This window comes from Pseudoroseomonas cervicalis ATCC 49957, from assembly GCF_000164635.1.
GTDB lineage: Bacteria > Pseudomonadota > Alphaproteobacteria > Acetobacterales > Acetobacteraceae > Pseudoroseomonas > Pseudoroseomonas cervicalis.
In genome coordinates this window covers 1-556 of sequence record NZ_GG771241.1, presented here as the reverse complement: position 1 = coordinate 556, position 556 = coordinate 1, and the positions used below count along the sequence as shown (strand labels likewise).

Annotated in this window: 1 protein-coding gene; it reads right to left on the bottom strand. The window is 79.1% G+C overall.

All coding sequences use genetic code 11. The features are described 5' to 3' along the window. A partial coding sequence (locus HMPREF0731_RS22785) for an L-threonylcarbamoyladenylate synthase (protein ID WP_040614598.1) occupies positions 1 to 556 on the bottom strand: 556 nt, incomplete at both ends.

The following is a 556-nucleotide window of genomic DNA, read 5'->3' as shown; positions in this document are numbered from 1 at the left end:
GCACCGGCATGGCGGCGATGCCGGTCAGGCCCAGGCGCTGCCCCTCGGCATCCAGCCAGCGCAGCCCGGCGAAGAGCCGCGCCGCCGCCTCCATTGTGTCGCCCGATTCGCTGAGCTGCCACACCGCCCCGGCCCCCGGCAAAGCCGGGCCGAAGGCCAGCAGCGCCTCCTGGGGCGAGACGCTTTCCGCCTCCAGCCGCACCGGCAGGGCGGGGGCGTAGTGCGAGGCCAGCATGCCCGGCGCCGGGCGCGCCGCATCCTCGGCCAGCGCCGGGTCCGGGCGGCCGATCGGGCCGAGCAGCGCGCGCAGCGCATCCTCCGGCACGCCGCCCGGGCGCAGCAGCAGGGGGGTGGCGCCGGTCAGGTCCAGCACCGTGCTCTCGACGCCCACGGCGCAGGGCCCGCCATCCAGCACCGCGGCGATGCGGCCCGACAGCCCCTCCAGCACATGCGCGGCCGTCGTCGGCGAGACGGCGCCGGAGCGGTTGGCGGAGGGCGCCACCACCGGCACCCCGGCGGCGCGCAGCAGCGCCTGCGCCAGCGGGTGCGCCGGCAC